This window comes from Mycobacterium sp. P2_H7 (genome assembly GCF_056403275.1).
Map to the genome: position 1 here is coordinate 1 of NZ_JBFUFU010000061.1, position 415 is coordinate 415.

The window sequence follows — 415 nt, forward strand, 5'->3', positions numbered from 1 at the left end:
CCTCCAAAGTCCGCTCGTCCAAGTGCCAAGTCTCCTGGTGAAACCGTTCGAAATCATAGGGCGGAGGAAAAACCGATTGTCGCTAAACTTGCCTTAGTTCGAGACTTGTTTTAGCTGCTTTGATCAATATCGATGGTAGGAGCGACAATCCGTGCCAAAAAGCCGACTGGACGATATCGACCGCAAGATCATCGCCGCGCTACAAGAGGACGGCAGGATGACGGCGCAGCAACTTGCCGATCAGGTCGGCCTGTCAGCATCGCCCTGCGCGCGTCGCGTACGCATGATGGAGGACAGGGGCGTCATCACTGGCTATGCCGCGCTCATCGACCAGGATCTGGTCGATCTGCCAATCTCGGTGTTCGCCTCGATCAAGCTGGAACGCCAGCGCGAGAGTGAGCTGGAGCGTTTCAAC

Annotated in this window: 1 protein-coding gene; it reads left to right on the forward strand. The window is 56.6% G+C overall.

What is annotated here, in order from left to right:
* Window positions 1-151 precede the first annotated feature (151 nt).
* A partial coding sequence (locus AC1DY7_RS31345) for an Lrp/AsnC family transcriptional regulator (RefSeq protein WP_477497656.1) occupies window positions 152-415 on the forward strand: 264 nt, incomplete at its 3' end.